General features: G+C 73.7%; 14 protein-coding genes. 4 read left to right on the forward strand and 10 right to left on the reverse strand.

Translation table 11 applies throughout. The features are described 5' to 3' along the window. Nucleotides 1-7: 7 nt before the first annotated feature. The 4 genes from R4Z62_RS11595 to R4Z62_RS11610 form a co-directional block, all read right to left on the reverse strand. A complete protein-coding gene (locus R4Z62_RS11595; RefSeq protein WP_491519767.1) occupies nucleotides 8-1,453 on the reverse strand; it encodes a GH1 family beta-glucosidase in 1,446 nt (481 codons plus the stop codon). A gap of 183 nt (nucleotides 1,454-1,636) precedes the next feature. After that, nucleotides 1,637-2,557, reverse strand: coding sequence for a carbohydrate ABC transporter permease (locus R4Z62_RS11600; protein ID WP_382846617.1), 921 nt, complete (start codon nucleotides 2,555-2,557; stop codon nucleotides 1,637-1,639). Between the two features lie 14 nt (nucleotides 2,558-2,571). Further along, nucleotides 2,572-3,564 (reverse strand): carbohydrate ABC transporter permease, encoded by a 993-nt coding sequence (locus R4Z62_RS11605; protein ID WP_018565663.1) that lies wholly within the window; start codon nucleotides 3,562-3,564, stop codon nucleotides 2,572-2,574. A 1,048-nt stretch (nucleotides 3,565-4,612) separates the two neighbouring features. Further along, entirely contained in the window at nucleotides 4,613-5,932 is a 1,320-nt protein-coding gene (locus tag R4Z62_RS11610) for an ABC transporter substrate-binding protein (protein ID WP_064533289.1), read from the reverse strand. Nucleotides 5,933-6,424: 492 nt separating this feature from the next. Between R4Z62_RS11610 and R4Z62_RS11615 the strand changes: the two genes are divergently transcribed. Both R4Z62_RS11615 and R4Z62_RS11620 read left to right on the forward strand, forming a co-directional pair. Continuing rightward, nucleotides 6,425-7,468: a LacI family DNA-binding transcriptional regulator gene (locus tag R4Z62_RS11615; RefSeq protein ID WP_491519768.1), complete on the forward strand. Its 1,044-nt coding sequence runs from the start codon at nucleotides 6,425-6,427 to the stop codon at nucleotides 7,466-7,468. A 198-nt stretch (nucleotides 7,469-7,666) separates the two neighbouring features. Next, nucleotides 7,667-9,091, forward strand: a complete 1,425-nt coding sequence (locus R4Z62_RS11620) for a GH1 family beta-glucosidase (RefSeq protein ID WP_491519769.1) — start codon at nucleotides 7,667-7,669, stop codon at nucleotides 9,089-9,091. Between the two features lie 135 nt (nucleotides 9,092-9,226). Here the strand turns inward: R4Z62_RS11620 and R4Z62_RS11625 are convergent, their stop codons facing one another. The 3 genes from R4Z62_RS11625 to R4Z62_RS11635 all read right to left on the reverse strand — a co-directional run bounded on the left by R4Z62_RS11625 (nucleotide 9,227) and on the right by R4Z62_RS11635 (nucleotide 13,165). Next, nucleotides 9,227-10,702: a glycoside hydrolase family 18 protein gene (locus tag R4Z62_RS11625; protein ID WP_491519770.1), complete on the reverse strand. Its 1,476-nt coding sequence runs from the start codon at nucleotides 10,700-10,702 to the stop codon at nucleotides 9,227-9,229. A gap of 379 nt (nucleotides 10,703-11,081) precedes the next feature. Then, the gene (locus R4Z62_RS11630; protein WP_491519771.1) at nucleotides 11,082-12,464 is read right to left on the reverse strand and encodes a sensor histidine kinase; all 1,383 of its coding nucleotides are present in this window, start codon (nucleotides 12,462-12,464) and stop codon (nucleotides 11,082-11,084) included. Beyond that, nucleotides 12,461-13,165 carry a response regulator transcription factor gene (locus R4Z62_RS11635; protein ID WP_018565657.1) on the reverse strand — a complete coding sequence of 235 codons (705 nt, stop codon included), beginning with the start codon at nucleotides 13,163-13,165 and terminating at the stop codon, nucleotides 12,461-12,463. The genes R4Z62_RS11630 and R4Z62_RS11635 overlap by 4 nt, the downstream gene beginning before the upstream one ends. Nucleotides 13,166-13,305: 140 nt before the next feature. On the opposite strand from R4Z62_RS11635, the gene R4Z62_RS11640 reads away from it, so the two are divergent. Next, a complete protein-coding gene (locus R4Z62_RS11640; RefSeq protein WP_491519772.1) occupies nucleotides 13,306-13,917 on the forward strand; it encodes a hypothetical protein in 612 nt (203 codons plus the stop codon). A gap of 110 nt (nucleotides 13,918-14,027) precedes the next feature. On the opposite strand, the gene R4Z62_RS11645 is transcribed toward R4Z62_RS11640, so the two are convergent. Together R4Z62_RS11645 and R4Z62_RS11650 are read right to left on the reverse strand one after the other, a co-directional pair. After that, complete coding sequence (locus R4Z62_RS11645; protein WP_491519773.1) at nucleotides 14,028-14,897, reverse strand: spermidine synthase; 870 nt, start codon at nucleotides 14,895-14,897, stop codon at nucleotides 14,028-14,030. Nucleotides 14,898-15,117: 220 nt separating this feature from the next. Next, a complete protein-coding gene (locus tag R4Z62_RS11650; protein ID WP_355476972.1) occupies nucleotides 15,118-15,528 on the reverse strand; it encodes a hypothetical protein in 411 nt (136 codons plus the stop codon). Nucleotides 15,529-15,812: 284 nt separating this feature from the next. Between R4Z62_RS11650 and R4Z62_RS11655 the strand changes: the two genes are divergently transcribed. Continuing rightward, on the forward strand, nucleotides 15,813-17,324 hold the full coding sequence (locus tag R4Z62_RS11655; RefSeq protein WP_491519774.1) for an NsdA family TPR-like regulatory protein: 1,512 nt from the start codon (nucleotides 15,813-15,815) through the stop codon (nucleotides 17,322-17,324). 174 nt (nucleotides 17,325-17,498) lie between these two features. Here the strand turns inward: R4Z62_RS11655 and R4Z62_RS11660 are convergent, their stop codons facing one another. Continuing rightward, nucleotides 17,499-18,095: a histidine phosphatase family protein gene (locus R4Z62_RS11660; RefSeq protein ID WP_355476976.1), complete on the reverse strand. Its 597-nt coding sequence runs from the start codon at nucleotides 18,093-18,095 to the stop codon at nucleotides 17,499-17,501. Nucleotides 18,096-18,215 lie beyond the last annotated feature (120 nt).

Here is an 18,215-nt window from a genome sequence, read left to right on the forward strand (position 1 = left end):
TCCGCGCTCAGCCGGCCGAGGGCAGCGCGTTGTCCCGGATCACCCCGGCGTACCAGTGGGCGCTCTCCTTGGGGATGCGGCGCTGGGTGCCGTAGTCGACGTAGACGGCGCCGAAGCGCTTCGAGTAGCCGTAGGACCACTCGAAGTTGTCCAGCAGCGACCACAGGAAGTACCCGCGCACGTCCGCCCCGTCCGCCACCGCCCGGCGCACGGCGTCCAGGTGGGCGTGGAGGTAGGCGATCCGGCGCGGGTCGTTGACCCGGCCCTCGGGCGAGACGTAGTCGTCGAAGGCGGCGCCGTTCTCCGTGACCATCAGCGGCAGCTCGGGGTGGGAGGCGGCCAGGCCGGTCAGCAGGGTGTGCAGGCCACTGGCGTCGATGGCCCAGTTCATCGCGGTGAGCTGGTCGTTGGCCAGGTGGAAGGCGACGTGGTCGGAGCCGGTCCACGGGGAGTGCTCGCTCGCGCCGTGGCCGTCGTTCTTGGTGGCGGCGCCGTCGGCGGAGTGGGAGACCACGGTCGGCGCGTAGTAGTTGACGCCGAGCACGTCCAGCGGGCGGGAGATCTCCGCCAGGTCGCCGTCGTGCACCAGCGTGCCCCAGTCCACGAGGTGCGCGGTGTCGTCGAGCAGGTCCTGCGGGTAGGCGCCGTCCAGGATCGGGCCGGTGAAGATCCGGTTGCCGACCGCGTCGATGCGCCGCGCGGCCTCGGCGTCCTCGGGGCTGCCGGTGAGCGGGCGCACCTGGTGCAGATTGAGCGTGATGGACGTTTGCGCGGACGCGGGCAGCACGGAACGCAGCGCGCCGACCGCCTGCCCGTGGGCGAGGTTCAGGTGGTGCGCGGCGCGCAGGGTGGCGGCCGGGTCGGTACGCCCCGGGGCGTGCACGCCGGAGCCGTAGCCGAGGAACGCCGAGCACCAGGGCTCGTTGAGGGTGGTCCACACGCCGACGCGGTCGCCGAGGGCGCGGGCGGTCATCTCGGCGTACTCGGCGAAGCGGTGCGCGGTGTCGCGGTGCGGCCAGCCGCCGGCGTCCTCCAGCTCCTGGGGCAGGTCCCAGTGGTAGAGGGTGGCGACCGGGGTGATGCCCGCCGCCAGCAGCTCGTCGGTGAGCCGGCGGTAGAAGTCGAGGCCGCGTTCGACGGCGGGCCCGCGGCCGGTGGGCTGCACCCGGGACCAGGAGACGGAGAAGCGGTACGCCTTGAGGCCGAGGTCCTTCATCAGGGCCACGTCGTCGCGGTAGCGGTGGTAGTGGTCGGCGGCGATGTCGCCGGTGTCGCCGTTGAGGACCTTGCCGGGGGTGTGGCTGAAGGTGTCCCAGATGGAGGGGGTGCGGCCGTCCTCGGCCGCGGCGCCCTCCACCTGGTAGGCGGCGGTGGCGGCGCCCCAGACGAAACCCGTGGGGAAGGACGTGCCGGAGGACGGCCGGGCGGTGGTCTCGGGTCGTACGGCGGTCATGGTGAGAGCGCTCCCAGAGGTGGCGTGCAGGTGACGGGCGGAAAGGGCCCGGACCGGGGTCCGGTGGGGGGATGCGGGCGGGCGCCGGGGTGTGCGCCCGGCCCGCGGGCGAGGCGGTACGGGGAGGGTGAGAGGGGGGTGGGGTGAGAGGGTGTGGGAAGGGGGCGGGGCGGGTGCGGGAGGTCAGCCCTTCACCGCGCCCGCCATGATGCCTCCGACGATCTGCTTGCCGAAGACGATGAAGACCAGCAGCAGCGGAAGCGTGCTGACCAGCGCGCCCGCCATGACGATGCTCTGGTCGGGGGTGTAGGAGGCGCTGAGCTGGCCGAGCGCGACCTGGAGGGTCGGGTTCTCCTGGTTGAGGGCGAGGAAGGGCCAGAAGAAGTCGTTCCACGCCTGGACGAAGGTCAGCATGCCGAGCACCATCATCGCCGGGCGGGCCGCGGGCAGGACGACGCTCCACACGACGCGGATATTGCTCGCGCCGTCCACCTTGGCCGCCTCGACCAGTTCGTAGGGCAGCGCCTCCAGCAGGTACTGGCGCATGAAGAAGACACCGAAGGCGCCGACCAGGGTCGGGAAGATCACCGACTCCAGTTTGCCGCCCCACCCGATGTCCGACATCAGCATGAAGAGCGGGACCACGCTGAGCTGCGGCGGGATCGTCAGCGTGGCGATGACGGCGGTCATCAGCGCGCCCCGGCCCCGGAAGCGCATCTTGGCGAAGGCGTAACCGGCGAGCGTGCAGAAGAACAGCGTGGCCACGGTGATGCAGCCGGCCACGATGACGCTGTTGACGATGGCCTTGCCGAGGTTGGCCTGCTCCCAGGCGGCCTGGATGTTGTGCCAGAGCTTGCCGCCCGGCACCAGTGGCGGCGGGCTGTCCAGGACCCGCTGCTGGTCGTGGGAGGCGGCCACCAGCGTCCAGTACAGCGGGAAGACCGAGCCCAGGCCGACGACGACGAGGGCGAGGTAGGTGAACGGGCCGCCCTTGAGCTGCTGGCCGGCGCCGATCTTGAAACGGCCGCGGGACCCGCCCGGGGCAGGGGCGTCCGGAGCCGGGGTGAGGTCCGGCACGGGGGTGAGGGGACTGGTCGTGGTCATCGATGTCGCTCCCGTCAGGCCGCGCTCTTGCGCACGAACCGGCCGACGATCCAGTTGATCAGGGCGATGAGCAGCAGCAGGACGAGCATGGCCCAGGCGACGGCCGCGGCCGGGCCCAGATGCCCCAGCTTCCAGCCGTAGTTGTAGAGGTAGATGCTGAGCGTCTCGTACTGGTGCTCGCTGCCGCCCTGGGATCCGAGAGTGCCGCCCTGGAGCAGCAGCGGCTCACCGAACAGCTGCATGGATCCGATGGTCGAGATGACGATGGTGAACAGGATCGTCGGCCGCAGCGAGGGGATGGTCACCTTGCGGAACTGCTGCCAGCGCGTGGCGCCGTCGATCGACGCGGCCTCGTACAGATCGCTCGGCACCGCCTGCATGGCCGCCAGGTAGATCAGGGCGTTGTAGCCGGTCCAGCGCCAGATGACGATGACCGAGACGGCGATCTTGGAGGTCCACTCCCCGTTGCCCCAGTCGGTGTTGCCCGCGCCGAAGAAGTGCAGCACCCAGTTGAGGATGCCGCCGTCGGCGCGGAAGACCAGCGCGAAGACCAGGGCGGCGGTGGCCACGGAGGTGGCGTACGGGGTGAGGATCACCGTCCGCCAGAACGTGCTGGCGCGCAGCTTGTAGTTGAGCAGATGGGCCAGGCCCAGCGCCACGAGCAGCTGCGGGACGGTCGAGATGACACCGATGACGAAGGTGTTGGAGACGGCCGTCCAGAACTCGGAGTCCTGGAGGATCTTCGAGAAGTTGTCGAAGCCGACCCACTGCGACTGGTCTAGCCCGGTCAGCTCCACCCGGTGCAGGGCGATCCAGCCGGTGTAGAGGAGCGGGTACAGCCCGAAGGCGCCGAAGACGAGGAAGAAGGGGGCGATGTACGCGTACGGCGACGCCTTGTCGTCGAAGCGCCACAGCCGGGTGCGCCATGTGCCGCGACGGCTCGGCGCGGCGCCGGAACCGCCGGGCGGCGGGGTGTGGGCGCCCCGTACGGGGGTTGTCGTTGCCACGGGGGGAGTCCTTCCCTGGGAGGGTGCGGCCGGGGCCGGGTGGGAGGCGGTGCGGGCGGGGCGGGGCGGGCGGGGTGCGGTCGGCGGTCTCTGGCGGGCTGCGGGCGCCGGGGCCGCCGGGTCCCGCCGCCGTCCCTGCGCGGTGCGGGTGGTACTGCCGTCCCGGCGTCGCTCCTGGGTGGTGCGGGCGGTACCGCCGTCCTGGCGTCGCTCCTGCGCGGTGCGGGTGGTACTGCCGTCCCGGCGCCGCTCCTGGGTGGTGCGGGCGGTACCGCCGTCCTGGCGACGGACGGCGGTACCGGCCGCCGCCGCCTGGGGGCGGGGCGGGATGGGCCCGGCCTGCGGGGACGGGTCCGACCTACCGGACGGGACCGGCCCGCGGGATCGGGGCCCGGCCCACGGGACAGCCGCCGTCCTGCCGGGTCGGCCGACGACCCGCGGGACGGGTGCCGACCGTGGATCGGCCCCCTTCCCCAGGGCCGGGGACGGCCTTGCGGGAGCGTTCACCGTCCCACGGGACCGGTCGCCGTCCCAGGGGTACGGCCGTGCCCGTGGACTCGGCCGCGCCGCCGGGGCGGTGCGCAGGGAGGCGGGGCGGGGCGACTGACCGGCGAGCCGGACCGGCGTAGGCCCGAGGGCCCGGCTGTCCCGGCCGACCCGGCGTAGGCTCGACGACCCGGCCGATCCCTGCCCGGATTCGCACAGGCCCGCCGAGCCCACCGGGCGAGTCCCCGCCCGGTCCTGCCTCCGGGTCCACCTGTCCGGGCCCGTCCCGGCCGCGACAGCCACGACGCTTCCGACCAGCCTGCCCGCGAACGCCCGTACGGCCCGGCGCCGGCAGCCGGGCCTGGTGCGGGCACTGCCGCCCGGAGCCACCGCCCCGAGCCACCGCCCGGAGCCGTCACCGGGAGCCGCCGCCCGGGACCGGCCGTCGGGATGCGACCGTCGCGCGCGGTGCGGGCGGGCGGCGCAGGCGGGCGGGCGGTACGGACGACGCGGGCGGGCGGGCGGTACGGACGGCCGGTGGGGCCGTCCGCACCGGCGGACGTCAGCCGATCGCCTTGTCGATCGATTCCGTCGCGGCCTTCCATGCCTTGTCGGGCGCCGTGCCGCGCTGCTCCATGTTGTTGATCTGCGTCGAGATCATGTCCTTGATCGCGGCGTCCTTCGGGCCGAGCACCGCCTCGGGGATGGCCTTGGCCTCGTCGGCGTAGATCTGGCCGACCGGGGCGTCGCTGAAGTACGGGAGCTTCGCGTCCTTCACGCCGGCCAGCTCGTACGCGCCCTTGTTCGACGGGAAGACACCGACCGCCTTGAAGACGGCGGCCTGCTGCTCGGGGGCGGTCAGCCACTTGACCAGCTCGGTGGCCTCCTTGACGTGCTTGCCGCCCTTGGGCACGGCGAGGAAGGAGCCGCCCCAGTTGGCCGCGGTCGAGCCGGGCGCGCGGGCGATGTCCCACTTGCCCTTGTAGGTCTCACCGGAGTAGGTGGCGATCTGGGCGGCCATCCAGGCGGGGCACGCCATGGACGCCACGGTGCCCTTGCGCAGCGCCGCCTGCCACGCGTCCTGGAACTGCGGCAGGCCCTGGCTCAGCTTCTTCGAGGCGGCCTCGGCGGCCAGGTTCCAGCCCTGCTGGACGGCCTCGCTGTCCTTGTAGACGGGCTTGCCCTCGGCGTCGTAGTACTGCTTCGCGGAGGAGCTGACGACCGCGTTGTACATGGCGCTGGCGGAGTCCATGAAGAAGGTGCCGGACGGCGCCTTCGTCTTGTACTGCTCGCCGAGCTTGATGTAGTCCTCCCAGCCGCCCGCGACCGCCTTGGCGACGGCCTCGCGGTCGCTGGGCAGACCCGCCTGCTGGAAGAGGTCCTTGCGGTAGCAGAGCGACATCGGGCCGATGTCGGTGCCCGCGCCGATGACCGTGCCGTCCTTGGCGGTGGCCTGCTTCTCCTTCCAGGACACCCAGTCGGCGACGTTGATCGTCTTGCTGAGGTCGGCGAACTTGCCCGCCTGGGTGTCGACGACCTCCTTGATGCGTCCGACCTCGATACCCGTGACGTCCCCCAGACCGCTGCCCGAGTTCAGCTGCTGAAGGAGCTTCGGGTAGTAGTCCTGCTCGTTCGCGGTGGTCTCTTCCTTCACCGTGATGTTCGGGTGCAGCTTCTCGTACTGCGCGAACAGGCCGGCCTCCTTGTAGCCGAACTGCCCGTAGTCGGCCACCTTGAGGGTGATCTTCCCGTTGGCATCCGAGCTGTCCGAGTCGCCGTCGCTGCTGCAACCGGTCAGCAGCAGGGCCGAGGCCGTCAGAACCGTCGTGGTCAGGGCCGCTGCTCCGCGGCCTGGACCGCCGACGGTACGGGTGATGCGCATTCCACTACTCCTTGTTCCAGGGGGAACGGGACCTCAGGAATCAGACCGCCGGATCCCGGCGGTGCGGACCTGCCCTCTCGGTTCGAGCAGCGGCCAGCCCACTGCACCCGAAGTGCGGTGCGAAGTTGCTGGTCAACGGTGTGCCATATGAGGTAGAGGGAAGGGCCGTTGGTACGGGGGTCCGCACGGGAGAGCGTCCCGGAATCTCCGTGGGACCGCTCCCATGCGGCATGCCGGAAGACTCGTTGCTGCCGGGCCAGGTGTCAAGACTTGAAAACGGCGTTGTTGCGCAAGCGTGTTCCGCACGTCACGTGAATGTGTCGTGCGGCGCGACGCGACCCTGCGGCCCCCGTCCGGTGTCCTCCAGGATTCACGCAGGTCACAGCCGGGTGAACGGGCCCCTGTCGACCATGGGGTGATCGTCCGGGGTGGCCGCCGGATTTTCTGGGCCAGAATGAGCGGACCCCCACCGCAACCGCCGGAAGGTGAACGATGACCCCCGCCGAACCGCCCCCGAGGCCCGCGGACGTCCGGCGCCCCACCCTGAACGCCGTGGCCGCCCGCGCCGGGGTCGGCCGGGGCACGGTCTCCCGGGTGATCAACGGCTCGCCCCAGGTGAGCGAGCACTCCCGGGCGGCCGTGGAGCAGGCCATCGCCGAACTCGGCTACGTCCCCAACCGCGCCGCCCGCTCCCTGGTCACCCGCCGCACCGACTCGGTGGCCCTGGTCGTCCCGGAGGCCGAGACCAGGCTCTTCTCCGAGCCGTACTTCTCCGGGATCATCCGGGGCGTGTCGACCGGACTCGCCGACGCCGGGATGCAGTTGCTGCTGGTCCTGGCCCGGGACGAGAAAGAGTACGCGCGACTGGCCGACTATCTGTCGGCCCAACGCGTGGACGGCGTCCTGATGATGGCGGTGCACGGCGACGACACTCTGCCCGACCGGCTGGAGGAACTGGCGGTGCCCACCGTGCTGGCCGGGCGGCGCAGCCACCGCGAACCGCTCGGGCACGTCCGCGCGGACAACAGCGGCGGCGCCCGCACCGCGGTGCGGCACCTGCTGGCCCGGGGCCGCCGGGTCATCGGCACCATCACCGGGCCGCTCGACATGGACGCGGCGCAGGCCCGGCTCGACGGCTACCGCACGGCGCTGGCGGACGCCGGGCTCCCCGCCGACGAGGAGCTGATCGCGGGGGGCGACTTCACGGAGGAGGGCGGACGCGCGGCGATGCGCCAACTGCTGCGGCGGCGGCCCGCGCTGGACGCGCTCTTCGCCGCCTCCGACGTGATGGCCTCGGGCGCGGTGCTCGAACTGCGCGCCGCCGGGCTGCGGGTGCCGCACGACGTCGCCGTCGTCGGATTCGACGACTCGATCGTGGCCCGGCACATCGATCCGCCGCTGACCAGCGTCCGCCAGCCGCTGGAGGAGATGGGCCGCACCATGGCGGACCTGCTGCTCTCCGAGATCGCCCAGCGCGGCACCGGCCACCGCGCGGTGGTCCTGCCGACGGAGCTGGTGGTGCGCGAGTCGGCCTGAGCGGGACCGGGCGGGTGCCCGCCGGATGCCGACTGGGTGCCAGGCCGGGTGCCGACCGGATCATGGCCCTGCGTTCCGGGGCGGGTTCGGTTGGCGGGGTGTGGTCCGGGGGGCGGGGTGTGGTCCGCGCGGGATCCTCCTTTGTTGTGGGAGCGCTCCCATGCATAATGGGCCCATCCGACCCATGGGAGCGATTCCATGCCCGAAGCGCAGAACGTGTCCTTCCCGCCCTCCTTCCTCTGGGGCGCGGCCACCTCCGCCTACCAGATCGAGGGCGCCGTACGGGAGAACGGCCGCACCCCCTCGATCTGGGACACCTTCAGCCATACGCCGGGCGCGACGGCCGGCGGCGACACCGGCGACACCGCCGTCGACCACTACCACCGCTACCGCGACGACGTGGCCCTGATGGCCCGGCTCGGCCTGAACGCCTACCGCTTCTCGGTCTCCTGGCCGCGCGTCCAGCCCACCGGCCGGGGGCCCGCCGTGCAGGCCGGTCTCGACTTCTACCGCCGGCTGGTCGACGAGCTGCTGTCCCACGGCATCAAGCCCTCCGTCACCCTCTACCACTGGGATCTGCCGCAGGAGCTGGAGGACGCGGGCGGCTGGCCCGAGCGCGACACCGCGCGGCGCTTCGCGGAGTACGCGCACCTCGTCGGCGAGGCGCTCGGCGACCGCGTGGACCAGTGGACCACGCTCAACGAGCCCTGGTGCAGCGCCTTCCTGGGCTACGGCTCCGGGGTGCACGCGCCCGGCCGCACCGACCCGGTGGCCGCGCTGCGCGCCGCGCACCACCTCAACCTCGCGCACGGCCTGGGCACCCAGGCGCTGCGCTCGGTGCTCCCGGCCCGCGCCTCGGTCGCCGTCAGCCTCAACTCCCAGGTGATCCGCCCGCTGTCGCAGCAGCCGGAGGACCTGGCGGCGGCCCGGCAGATCGACGACCTGGCCTGCGGGGTCTTCCACGGTCCGATGCTGCACGGGGCGTATCCGGCGACCCTGCTGGAGGCGACCGCACCGGTCACCGACTGGTCGTACGTCCTCGACGGCGATCTGGCCACCGCCCACCAGCCGCTGGACGCGCTGGGCCTCAACTACTACACGCCCGCGCTGGTCTCCTCGGCGCGGAACGCGCCCGAGGGCCCGCGCGCGGACGCCCACGGCGCGAGCGGGCACTCACCGTGGCCCGGTGCGCGGGACGTGGCGTTCCACCAGCCGCCGGGCGACCGCACGGAGATGGGCTGGACGATCGACCCGGGCGGCCTGCACGAACTGATCATGCGCTACAGCCGCGAGGCACCCGGCCTCCCGCTCCACGTCACGGAGAACGGCGCCGCCTGCCCCGACAAGGTCGACGACGACGGCCGCGTACGCGACCCGGAGCGCGTGGCCTATCTGCACGCCCACCTCGCGGCGGTGCACCGGGCCCTCGCGGACGGCGCGGACGTCCGCGGCTACTACCTGTGGTCCCTGATGGACAACTTCGAGTGGTCCTACGGCTACGCCAAGCGGTTCGGCGCGGTGTACGTCGACTACGCCACCCTGGACCGCACCCCGAAGTCCAGCGCCCTCTGGTACGGGCAGGCGGCCCGGACCGGGCAACTGCCGCCGGTGGACGCCTTCTGACGAACGTCTTCTGACGGGCGCTCTTGATGGCCGTCTTCTGACGGGGGTCTTCTGACGGGCGTCTTCTTGATGCGCGGCGGGCCGTACGGAACACCTCTCCGTACGGCCCGCCGGCGTGGCGCGGGGGCGCGCCGGTCAGTTGTAGGCGCCGAACGCCTTGCTGAAGGCGAACGGCTCCTGCGCGACGGAGCTGCACGTCGCGTCCGCGGTGGGCTTGGGGCCGCCCGCGCACTGCTTGTCGCGGGTGGCGGACCACATGGACAGCCAGCCGAGCCCCTTGGACCGGGCGAAGGCGACCAGCTGGCCGGCGTCGTCGACCTTGAAGACCTCGGCGGAGACGTCGTTGACGCCGATCATCGGGGTGACGGCGACGGCCTTCCAGGCGGCGCTGTCGGACAGCCCGAGGACACTCTTGATCTGGGCCTGGGTGGCGGTGGCGGCCTGCTCGGCGTACGTGCCCATGTCGCCGTTGTACGAGGCGCCGTAGTCCATCGCCATGATGTTGACGGTGGAGATCTTCACCCCGCCCGACTTCGCACCGGCCAGCAGGTTCACGCCGTCCTGGGTCAGGCCCTCGGGCATGACCGGGAGGGTGAAGGAGACGTCCAGGTCCGGGTGTTGGCGCTGGAGCGCGGCGATGGCCTGGGCGCGGCGGGTGTTGGCGGCGGAGTTCGGCAGCGCGCCGCCCTCGATGTCGAAGTCGACCTTGGTCAGCTTGAACTGGTCGACCGCCTTGCCGTACGCCGCCGCCAGCGCGTCCGCCGAGGAGCAGGTCGTCGCCAGCTCGGAGCCGCTGGCGCCGCCGAAGGAGACCCGTACGTCCCCGCCCTTGGCCCGCAGCGCACCGATCTGCGCGGCCACGGCGTCGCCGCCGAGGTCGGTCACCCCGCCCCACTTGGGTGTGCAACCGCCGCCGTCAGTGACGAAGGCGAGGTTGTAGTTCTTCACGCCGGTCGCGTCGGCGCTCCCCAGCAGGTCGAAGGCGGGGTAGAGGGAGGTGTCGACATAGGGCGCGAAGCCGGCGCCCGCGGTCGTGCCGGTGCCGGGGCTCTGGGAGGACGTGGGGCTCGCGGTCGGAGCCGTCGCGGTCGCCGTCGGGGCGGGCGTCGACGTCCTGGTGGGGGTGGGCGTCGGGGCCGGGCTCGCGGACTGGGTGGGCCGGCCGCTGGGCTGCGGGGTCGCTCCGCCGTCCGCCGAACAGGCCGCGCCGTCGATGCGGCAGCCGGTCGGGTCGCCGGTGCCGTCGACCACGAAGCCGACGGTGACGGACTGTCCCGCGGCGAGCCCCGCGGTGTCCCACTTGGCGGGCTTCACGGTGACATGCTGTCCGCTGACGGCGGCCTCGCCGTTCCACAGGGAGCCCAGCTTCGTGCCCGACGGCAGGTCGAACTCCAGGGTCCAGTCCTTCTCGGCCGACCCGCTGTTGTTGGTGACGACGTACTGCGCGGTGTAGCCCGTGGACCAGTCGCTGGTCCTGGTGTACGCGGCACCGGTCCCGGCCGCCTGCGCGGTGGCGGTGAACAGGAACACCCCGCCACCGGCCACGGCCGCCGCCACCAGGCCGCCTATCGCCTTGTTCCTGCCGCTGATCCTGCGCCGGTGCGTGCTCATCGCGGTGCCTGCCTTCGCTGTTCACGGGAGCCCTGAGGTGCCCGAGGGAGTGGGGGTGCCGTGCGGGTCGGGGGTGCGGTGCGTGGGGGGCCGGGGGGGTGGGGGTGCGGTGCGAGTGGGGTGCGGCAGCACGCTAGCGATCCGGAACCGGGCAATCAGGCTGTTCCGGGCGGGAGTCGGGGATCTTAGGGTTGGCTTAAGGGAGGGATCGGGGACGGTTAAAGGTCCGGACCTGTGGGGTGACTCGCTTCGCTGCTCCCCCTCGCCTCCGTTCCGGGGCCCCTCCCCCTCCCCCCTCCCCCCTCCCCCTCCCTCCCCTCAGCCCCTGCCCCTCCGGCCCGCGCCCGGCCTTCCTCGCCCCACCGCGCGGCGGCTCGCCCTATCGCGTGGCAGCGCGGCGGCGGCCGCGCACCGTGCCCCGGTGGCCCGTGCCCCGTACGGGGCGGCGGCCGTCCAGTTGCAGCCAGAGGCGTATCTCCGTGCCGCCGAGCACGGAGGAGCCGATCCGGACGTCACCGCCGGTGGACTCCGCCAGACGGCGCACGATGTCCAGGCCGAGCCCGGTGGAGCCGTCGTTCCCCGAGCCCCTGCCGCGCAGCATGGCGGCGGCGGGGTCGGGTATGCCGGGGCCCGCGTCGGAGACGAGCACGATCACCGCGTCCTCGGCGGTGTGCACGTCCACCGCGAAGGCGGTGCCCTCGGCGGTGTGCCGGAAGACGTTGCCGAGCAGGGCGTCCAGGGCTGCGGCGAGGTCGGCGCGGGCCACCGGGATGCGCACCGGCCGCTCCACTCCTGCCAGCCGCCAGGTGCGGCCCTCGTCCTCGGCGAGCGCGGACCAGAACCCCATCCGCTCCCGGACCACCTCGGCCGCGTCGCAGCCCGCGCCCGTGCCCGGTCCGGCCGCCGCCGTGCGCGGCTTGGCCTCGCGTGCGGTGCGGATGATGGTGTCGACCTCGCGCTCCAACTGGGCGACGGCGGCCCGGGTCTGCTCGGCGGCCGGGCCGTCACCGAGTGAGGCGGTGTTGAGCCGCAGCACGGTCAGCGGGGTGCGCAGCCGGTGGGACAGGTCGGCGGCCAGTTCCCTCTCGTTGGCGAGGAGCTGGACGACCTGGTCGGCCATGGAGTTGAACGCGACGGCGGCCCGGCGCAGTTCGGGTGGTCCTTCCTCCGGGACCCGGGCGCCCAGTCTGCCCTCCCCCAGTTCGTGCGCGCCCTCGGCGAGCCGGCGGGCGGGCCGCACCATCCGCACGCCGAGCCGGTCGGCGACGGCGACCGAGCCGACGATCAGCGCGGCACCCACCCCGGCGAGCACCGCCCAGGCCGTGCCCACGCCATTGCTGACCTCGGCCTCGGGGACATAGACCTCGACGACCGCGATGGCACCGGAGTTGAGCGCGACCGGCTGGAGCAGCGCGGATCCGCCGGGCACCTGGGTGGTGGAGGCGCGGCCGAGCCGCCGGACCGTGGCGATGTCCGCGGCGGCGGACCGGTGCCGGCCGATGTCGACGGGGGCGCCGCCGCCGGCCCCCGGCAGGTGGACGGCCATCCGGCCGTCCGAGTCCGCCGAGGCGACGACCCGCTCCAGTTGTTCGCGGTCGGTGGTGATGGACAGGGCGGGGGCGACGGCGGCGGCCTGGCGCTCGGCATTGGAGAAGGCGCGGTCGCGGGCCATCTCCTTGACGACCAGGCCGAGCGGGACCGCGAAGGCGACGACGACCATCACGGTGACCGCCAGGCAGACCTTGACCAGGGCCCATCTCATCGGTCCGGCCCCGCTCCGGGCGGCTCCAGCTTCACGCCCACGCCCCGCAGGGTGTGCAGATAGCGGGGGCGCGCGGCGGTCTCGCCCAGCTTCCGCCGCAGCCAGGACAGATGCACGTCGATGGTCTGGTCGTCGCCGTAGGACTGCTGCCACACCTCGGCCAGCAGCTCCTTGCGGGCGACGACCACGCCCGGCCGCCCGGCGAGGAAGGCGAGCAGGTCGAACTCCCTGCGCGTCAGGTCGAGCCGCGCACCGTCCAGCTCGGCCTGGCGGCGCAGCGGGTCGACGGTCAGGCCGCCGACGCGGATGACGGTGGGCCGCGCGGTCCGGTCGGGTCCCGAGCGGACCCGGCGCAGCACGGCGGACATGCGGGCCGACAGGTGCTCGACCGAGAAGGGCTTGATCAGGTAGTCGTCCGCGCCGTCGTTGAGCAGGCGGACGATCTCCGCCTCGTCGTCCCGGGCGGTGGCGATGATGACCGGGACGTCGGTGATGCCGCGCAGCATCTTCAGGGCCTCGGCGCCGTCCAGATCGGGCAGTCCGAGGTCCAGGACGACCACGTCGAAGCGGATATGGGCGACCTCGCGCAGCGCCTCCAGTGCCGTACCGACGCTGCGCACGGTGTGCGAGGCGTCGGTCAGATGCCGGATCAGCGCCGAGCGTACGAACTGGTCGTCCTCGACCACGAGCACACTTGCCATGCGCCGCACCGTACGCCATACCGGCGCGGCCGGTGCGCGCCTGTGGACAACCGCCCGGGAGGGGGTCCCACCGGGTCCTACCTGTGGACAACTGCCCTCCGGGCACTCCGCGGAGACGCCGGTGGGAGGCGTGCGGCAGGATGGCCGCGATGCTCAGAGGATTCGTACACGTACTGGCGTGGTCGCTGGCGACGAGCGCGGCGGTCACGCTGTCGTGGTGGGGTGTCCACACGGTGCTGGCGGGCACCGCCTACGACCCGCCGCGCGCCCTGCCCATCACGGCCGGTGACGCGGACGCGCGGGAGTCACCGCCACCGGCCTCCGCGACGCGGCGCCCGTCGTCGAAGCGCCCGTCCGCGCCGCCGGCCGCACCGTCCCGTACCCCGTCGCCCCCCGCCCCGAGCGTGTCGCGCTCCGCGCCGCCCGCGGACACCGGCGGCGCGTCCGCGGCTTCCCCCGACGCGCCCGGCACGTCCGGGAGTTCGGGCGGCACCGGCGGATCCGGGGCTTCCGGCGGTTCGGGGGGCTCCGGGACGGTCAAGGGCTACGACACCGAGGGCGGGCGTGTGGTGTTCGACCTGGACACGGCCTCCGCGAGCCTGGTCTCGGCGACGCCGGGCACGGGCTGGTCGATGCAGGTGTGGAAGACGGCGAGCTGGATCCGGGTCGAGTTCACCTCGGGCGAGGACCGGGTGTCGGTCATCTGCTCGTGGCACGACGGGCCGCCCCGGGTCGAGGTGGGCAACTACTGACCCGCGCGCCCCTCTTATCCGCCCGCCGTCCGCTCCCCCGCCCGTCGTCCACCGTCCGTCGTCCACTGACCGTTGGCCGTTGCCCGTTGGCCGTTGGCCGCTGCCTGACGTCAGCGGAAGACGGACGGGGGCGGGGCCGGTGAGGCGACGGCCGCCGCGTCCGTGACGGGTGCGGCGCCGCCGGTGAAGTCGGTGAGCGCACGGCCGTGTTCGACCCGGCCGGGGTGCGGGTCCGAGGCGGCACGGCGGGTCAGTTCGGCGATCGGCAGCGGCCGGTCGCAGGCGACGAGGACCGCGTTGCCGAAGCGTCTGCCGCGCAGGACGGCCGGGTCGGCGACGAGCGCCAGTTCGGCGAACCGGGCGGCGGCGGTGGCGATCTGGCCCCGCAGATGGGCGAGCGGCGGGCCGTCGGCGAGGTTCGCGGCGAAGACGGCACCGGGCTTCAGCGCCCGGCGGACCTCGTCCAGGAACTCGGCCGAGGTGAGGTGGGCGGGGGTGCGGGCGCCGCTGAACACATCGGCGATCACGAGGTCGGCCCATCCGGCGGGCACCTTGGCGAGCCCTTCGCGGGCGTCGGTGGAACGCACCCGGATCCGGGCGTTGGCGTCCAGCGGCAGCTCGCGCCGCACCAGACCCACCAGCGCGGCGTCCCGTTCGACGACCTGCTGGGTGGAGCGGGGGCGGGTGGCGGCGACATAGCGGGCGAGGGTGAGCGCGCCGCCGCCGAGGTGGACGGCGTGCACCGGCTTGCCCGCGGGGGCGGCGAGGTCGATGACATGGCCGATCCGGCGCTGGTACTCGAAGGAGAGGTACGCCGGGTCGTCCAGGTCGACGTGCGACTGCGGTGCCCCGTCGATCAGCAGCGTCCAGGCCCTCGCCCGCTCCCGGTCGGGCACGAGCTCGGCGAGACCGCCGTCCACCTGTTCGGCGACGGCTGCCGTGCTCCCGCGCTCGCGCCGGGGACTCCTGGACCTTCCCATTCCCCCATTGTCGCAAGGTCCGGCCGGCCGGACCGGGCGGCCCGGCGTGGTCCGGAGCGCACCCCGTCCGACGCACCCGCCGTACTCGCCGTACGCCGTACTCGCCGTACGCCGTACTCGCCGTACGCCGTACTCGCCGTACGCCGAACCCGCCCGTACGCCGTACCCGCCGTGCGCTGCGTCGCCGTACACCGCAGCCACCGCAGCCGCCGCGGAGCCGTCAGCAGCAGTTGTCCACCACCGCGAGCATCCGGGCCGCCTCGTCCAGGGCGCGGCGCAGCACGGCGGGGTCGGTCGCGAGGTCGGTCTCCTCGGGCGGCAGGAGCCAGTCTGAGCCCTCCACAGGCGGCTCCGGGGCGGTGCGCAGACCGCGGCCGTCCGTCCTGGTGCAGGTGCTGCCCGGTACGTCCCACCCCGCCGCGGTGCCCGCCGGGACCACGAATCCCAGCGTGTCGCCGCCGTCGTCGTGCAGGACGGGCCCCACCGCCTCCTCCGCCTCGCGGCGCAGGATGTCGACCGCCTCCAGACCCTGCCGGGCCGGTACGGTCACCAGGTCGCAGTCGGCCTCCGGTGCCGGCGGCGACGGCCGACGATCGGCGCTCCCCTTGGTCCGCGTCCCGGACTCCACCACGGATACCCCTCCTCGTGCGCGAGCGGGTCGGGAGTCGGGCGGCTCCCGGTTCACGGGGTACAACGCGGCGGGGGCGTCAACGGCTACGGCCGAAGTCAGCCACAAAGGATGGCACTTCATGGCAGATCGCGGATGAGATATCCGGTTTGTAGCCAAACACTGCGTGGCGGCCCGGACACAACCGGTACGTTCTTGCCCGTCGGAAACAGGGCGTCACCGGGGCAACCCGGGCAACTCCCCTCGGTTCCGGCACGGTTCGACGGTTCGCACGAGAGGGCCCGGCCATGGCGTCGTCAACGGTGACCTCGTCCCCGTCCCCCCGGCCACCGCGGCCGAACCTCGCCTTCCGGCGGCTGCGCGGACAGCGCTCCCCGGCCGAGTTCGCCGCGGCGGTGCGGCGTGCCGCCCGGGAGATCGGCGAGCGGGTCAGCTGCGACGCGCGCTACATCGGCCGGGTGGAGGCGGGCGAGATCCGCTGCCCCAACTACGCGTACGAGCGTGTGTTCCTGCACATGTTCCCCGGCCGCACCCTCGCCGACCTGGGGTTCGCGCCCCGCTCGTCCGTGCGCGGGCGCGCCGCGCGCGCCCCGGAGAGCGGCGACGCGCCCCCCGCGCACACCGAGAGCCCGGCCCACGCACCACTGGAGACGACGGGGGCGCCCCGTCCGTACCACCAGGATCACCGGTACGACCCGCACGACCCGCGCGACCCGCGCGACCAGGATCACCCGCACGACGAGCAAGACCCGAACCACCCGCACGAGGACCACGAGGAGAGCGACGTGCTGCGTCGCGCATTCATGACCCGCGGGGGCGCCACGATGGCCGCCGCCTCGCTGGGCCCCCTGGGGCTCGCCCTCGACGCGTCGGCCGCGGACCGCCCGGTCCGCCGCGCCGGTGCGAGCGAGGCGGGCGCCGTCGAAGAGGCCGTCCGCCGGATCCGGCTGCTCGACGACCGGCACGGGGCGGACGGCCTCTACCGGCGCGCGGCGGCTCCGCTGCGCGCCGCCTACGCCCTGCTCGACGCCGGAGCGACCCGGCGGGCCACGGCCGACCGGCTGCACGCGGGCGCCGGTGAGCTGGCCATCTCGGTGGGCTGGCTGGCCCATGACTCGGGCCGCTTCGACGACGCCCGCTCGCACTACGCCGAGGCGCTGGCCACGGCCCGGATGACCGGGGACGCGGCCGTGGAGGCGCACGCCTTCTGCAACACGGCGTTCCTCGCGCGCGACGCCGGACGGCCACGGGAGGCGGTGCGCGCCGCGCAGGCGGCCCAGCGCGCCGCCCGTGAGCTGGGCTCGGCCCGGCTGATGTCCCTGCTGGCGCTGCGCGAGGCGGGCGGCTGGGCGGGGCTCGCCGACCGCACCGGCTGCGCACAGGCGCTCGCGCGCGCGCAGGCGCTGTACGGGCGGGGTCCCTCGGACGCCGACCCCGAGTGGATGAGCTTCTACGGCGAGGCGGAGCTGGCGGGCCTGGAGGCCCAGTGCTGGTCGACGCTGGGCGACTGGCCGCGCGCGGCCCGGTACGCACTGCGGGCCGCCCGCCTCCAGGACCCGCACTTCACCCGGAACATCGCGCTGTACACGGCGGAGCTGGCCGACGACCTCGCGCGCGGAGGGCGTCCCGACGAGGCGGCGGCGGCCGGGATGCGGGTCCTGGACCTGCTGGACCAGGTCCAGTCGTCACGGATCCAGATGATGCTGGCCGGGACGGCACGGGTGCTGCTGCCGCACCGCCGGGCGAGCGGCGTCTCGGCGTTCCTGGAACGGCACGCGAGCACCCCCCGGACGGCGTGAGACCGACCACACGGCAGCCACGCGCGCGGGGGTCCGGCGCGGCGGCCGGTTGGCGATACTGACGCCGACACGGCAGCCACGCGCGCGTGGGTCCGGCACCACGGCCCGCGCGCACCGCGCACGGCCGGCCCGGCGGGCGCCCCGGCACCACGCGCGGCGGTTCCGGCGGCCGTCCTAGCCCTCCAGGTGCCCCACGTCGTTCCAGCTGTGCAGGACCGGTTCGCCGTAGGCCCAGTCCAGCACCGAGAGCGAGGTGGGGCTGAGGCGCACGCGGGCGGCGAAGTCGAGCGGCAGGCCGAGCCAGCGGGCGCCGATCGCCCGCAGGATGTGCCCGTGCGCGAAGACCAGCACGTCGCGGTCCTCGCCGCGGGCCCAGGCCACCACCTCGTCGGCGCGGTCCCGCACCTCGCCGGGCGTCTCCCCGCGCGGGGCACCGTCGCGCCACAGGAGCCAGCCGGGGGCCTCGTCCTGGATCTGCCGGGGCGTCATGCCCTCGTAGGAGCCGTAGTCCCACTCCATGAGCGTGTCCCAGTCCGTGGCGCGCTCGCCGAAACCGGCCAGTTCGCACGTCTCCCGCGCGCGCACGAGCGGGCTGGTGCGGACCTCGACGCCCGGCAGTCCGTCGAAGGGTGCCCGGTGCAGCCGCTCGCCGAGCAGCTTGGCGCCGCGCCGGCCCTCCTCCAGGAGGGGCACGTCGGTCCTGCCGGTGTGCTTGCCGGACAGCGACCACTGGGTCTGCCCGTGCCGGGCCAGCAGGATGCGCGGTGCCATGAGGAGCCTTTCCGGGAAAAGTCAGATCTTCGGACGGGGATTTCCATCATCGCGCACCCTGTGCGGGGGCAACCCGGCGGGCGGCCCTCGCGTCTTTGAGGGCCGGGGCGCCCCGCGCGG

Source organism: Streptomyces sp. PL-25 (assembly GCF_058344915.1).